This window comes from Bradyrhizobium sp. BRP56, from assembly GCF_020194035.1.
GTDB classification, from domain to species: Bacteria; Pseudomonadota; Alphaproteobacteria; order Rhizobiales; family Xanthobacteraceae; genus Bradyrhizobium; species Bradyrhizobium australafricanum.
Genome location: NZ_JADYVV010000150.1, coordinates 1 through 2,958 on the forward strand (window position 1 = coordinate 1; position 2,958 = coordinate 2,958).

Annotated in this window: 3 protein-coding genes and 1 pseudogene; 2 read left to right on the forward strand and 2 right to left on the reverse strand. The window is 64.4% G+C overall.

What is annotated here, in order from left to right; all coding sequences use genetic code 11:
* The first annotated feature begins 283 nt into the window (after positions 1 to 283).
* Positions 284 to 919, forward strand: coding sequence for a LysE family translocator (locus tag I6F38_RS43045; protein ID WP_092078615.1), 636 nt, complete (start codon positions 284 to 286; stop codon positions 917 to 919).
* Positions 920 to 1,169: 250 nt separating this feature from the next.
* Here the strand turns inward: I6F38_RS43045 and I6F38_RS43050 are convergent, their stop codons facing one another.
* On the reverse strand, positions 1,170 to 1,796 hold the full coding sequence (locus I6F38_RS43050) for a glutathione S-transferase family protein (protein ID WP_225164664.1): 627 nt from the start codon (positions 1,794 to 1,796) through the stop codon (positions 1,170 to 1,172).
* Positions 1,797 to 2,010: 214 nt separating this feature from the next.
* Between I6F38_RS43050 and pyrE the strand changes: the two genes are divergently transcribed.
* Complete coding sequence (pyrE, locus tag I6F38_RS43055; protein WP_225164665.1) at positions 2,011 to 2,574, forward strand: orotate phosphoribosyltransferase; 564 nt, start codon at positions 2,011 to 2,013, stop codon at positions 2,572 to 2,574.
* 197 nt (positions 2,575 to 2,771) lie between these two features.
* On the opposite strand, the pseudogene I6F38_RS43060 reads toward pyrE, so the two are convergent.
* A pseudogene (locus tag I6F38_RS43060) lies at positions 2,772 to 2,958 on the reverse strand (transposase); the annotation flags it as partial.

Here is a 2,958-nt window from a genome sequence, read left to right on the forward strand (position 1 = left end):
ATCATTGCTCCCACAAAATCGTCATGCCCGGGCTTGTCCCGGGCATCCACGTCTTGGTTTCAGCATCAAGAAAGACGTGGATGGCCGGGACAAGCCCGGCCATGACGAATGCCGAAATCGCGGCGCCAACCTTTTCGCTGCCATATGCGATTGCCCTCCCCCGCAAGCGGGAGAGGGAGCCCTTGCACCACCGTCGCCGCGACATTGCTCCGAGAGCAATTCCGAGATGGCCGCGCGACTGGCGACACGCTAGAAGTGTGCGCATCCCCTCGCGAGACCCGTCATGCCCCACACATCCGCTTTGCTCGGCTTTGCGCTCATCTGCCTCGGCATGGTGCTGACGCCGGGGCCGAACATGATCTACCTGATCTCGCGTTCGATCACGCAGGGGCCGGCGGCCGGCATCGTCTCGCTCGGCGGCGTGGCGCTCGGCTTCGTGTTCTACATGCTGTGCGCGGCGTTCGGCATCACCGCGCTGCTGTTCGCGATTCCCTACGCCTATGACGCGCTGCGCTTTGCCGGCGCGGGCTATCTGCTCTGGCTGGCGTGGCAGGCATTGAAGCCCGGCGGCCGCTCGCCGTTCCAGGTCAAGGCGCTGAAGGTCGACGGCCCGCGCAAATTGTTCGCGATGGGCTTCGTCACCAATCTGCTCAACCCGAAGATCGCGATGCTTTATCTGGCGCTGCTGCCGCAGTTCATCGATCCCGCCGGCGGCAGCGTGCTGACGCAGTCGCTCGCGCTCGGCTCGATCCAGATCGTGATCAGCGTCAGCGTCAACGCGATGATCGCGCTGGCCGCCGGTTCGATCGCGGTGTTCCTCGGCACTCGCCCGACCTGGCTCCTGGTGCAGCGCTGGCTGATGGGCACCGTGCTCGCAGGGCTGGCGATGAAGATGGCGCTCGAGGCGCGGCGGGCCTAGCGAGTACCCTCTCCCCCTGTGGGAGAGGGCGGCTTCGATGCTTCGCATCGAAGCCTGGTGAGGGGTTATTTCCACGAGTTCGTCTGCGGGGACAACCCCTCATCCGGCGCTTCGCGCCACCTTCTCCCACAAGGGGAGAAGGGAAGTAAGCGCGTAGGATGGGTAGAGCGCAGCGAAACCCATCATGACCGCCGCGCATTCGAAGTGATGGGTTTCGCTTCGCTCTACCCATCCTACGGTTCAGCAACCCTCAATCCAGCTTCGCGTCCATTCCCCGCTTCGTCGCGGGGCGAGCCATCAGCGTCTCGTACCAGCGCTTGACGTTGGGGAAGTCGGCCAGGTCGACCTTGTGGCGCGGATGGCGCCAGGCCCAGCCGAGGATGGCGAAATCGGCAACCGAGAGATCGCCGGCGACGAATTCGCGCCCCTGAAGCCGGCGGTCGAGCACGCCGTAGAGCCGCCGCGTCTCGGCCATGTAGCGCTTCAGGCCGTAGGCGCGGTCCTGCTCGTTCTCCAGCGCGATGAAATGGTGCACCTGGCCCGGCATCGGACCGAAGCCGCCCATCTGCCACATCAGCCACTCATAGACCGGGATCCGCTCGGAGAGCGGCTTCGGCAGGAACTTGCCGGTCTTCTCGCCGAGATAGAGCAGGATCGCGCCGGACTCGAAAATGCTGACCGGCTTGCCGCCGGGCCCATCCGGATCGACGATCGCCGGGATCTTGTTGTTCGGGCTGATCGCAAGGAAGGCGGGCGCCATCTGTTCGCCCTTGCTGATGTTCACCGGGATCACCTTGTAGGGCAGCCCCATTTCCTCCAGCGCGACCGAGATCTTGCGGCCGTTGGGGGTGTTCCAGGTGTGCAGCTCGATGGTCATTTCCGCTTCCCGTGCAAGTGTTTGGGCAAGTGTTTTGCCGAGTGTTTGGCGCCTGCTTACGGGGAACGGAACGGCCGCACAACCGCGCTTTGCGGAAAGCACGCCCGCGGAAATCGCGGCTTGGGCACTGTTGACGGCCCGATTTCCACGCTGGAATGTGCCGGTAAGCGTGGATAGATTGCCGCCCGCCTCAAACCCTCAAGGGAAAAAGTCTTTGTCCAAATCAGCCTCCCGCGCCCGCCTCGCCGAGATCATCCGCAAGCGTTCGTTCGGCCGCGGCGAGATCACGCTGGCGTCGGGCCGCAAGAGCGACTTCTATTTCAACCTGAAGCCGACGATGCTCGATCCCGAGGGCGCGGCGCTGCTCGCCGAGCTCACCTATGAAGCGCTGAAGGATGACAAGCTCGATTTCGTCGGCGGGCTCGAGATGGGCGCGGTGCCGCTCGCCGGCGCCATCGCGCAACTGTCCTGGCTGAAGGGCCACCCGATCGCGGCGTTCTTCGTGCGCAAGAAGCCGAAGGAGCACGGCGCGAAGCTTTCCGTCGAAGGGCTTGCGAAGGGCGAGAGCCTTGCGGGCAAGCGGATCGTGATCGTCGAGGACGTCACCACGACGGGCGGCTCGGCGCTGAAGGCGGTGGAAGCCGTGCGCGAGGCCGGCGGCGAGATCGCCCTGGTCTTTACCATAGTCGACCGCGAGGAAGGCGCCACCGAGACGTTTGCCGAAGCCGGGCTCCAATTCCGCGCGCTGTACAAGGCGGGCGAGTTCCTGAAGGGCTGAGCCCTATTCTTCTCCCCTCGCCCCGCTCTCTTGTCCGCCGAAGCCCGCCTTCGGGCGAAGGCGGATGCGGGGAGAGGGTTGGGGTGAGGGGCCTCTCTCCGCGCTTACAATTGTCGAGAGACCTGTACCCCCTCACCCGGATCGCATTTCGCTACGCTGCATGCGATCCGACCTCTCCCCGCAAGCGGCTCTCCGATTCACACATTTTGGAGTCTCAGGGTCGAGCCGTATTTGATGCGCTGGAAGTCGTCGAGGCCCCGGCGCATGGTTTTTGGGCCGGGTTTGTCATAGTAACCGGTCCAGCCGCCAAGACGAGCGATGACCCATGCGGCGAAGGCGAGCGATCCCTTTGAATGCGGGTTCTGTTGGCGCGCGGTTTTGCCT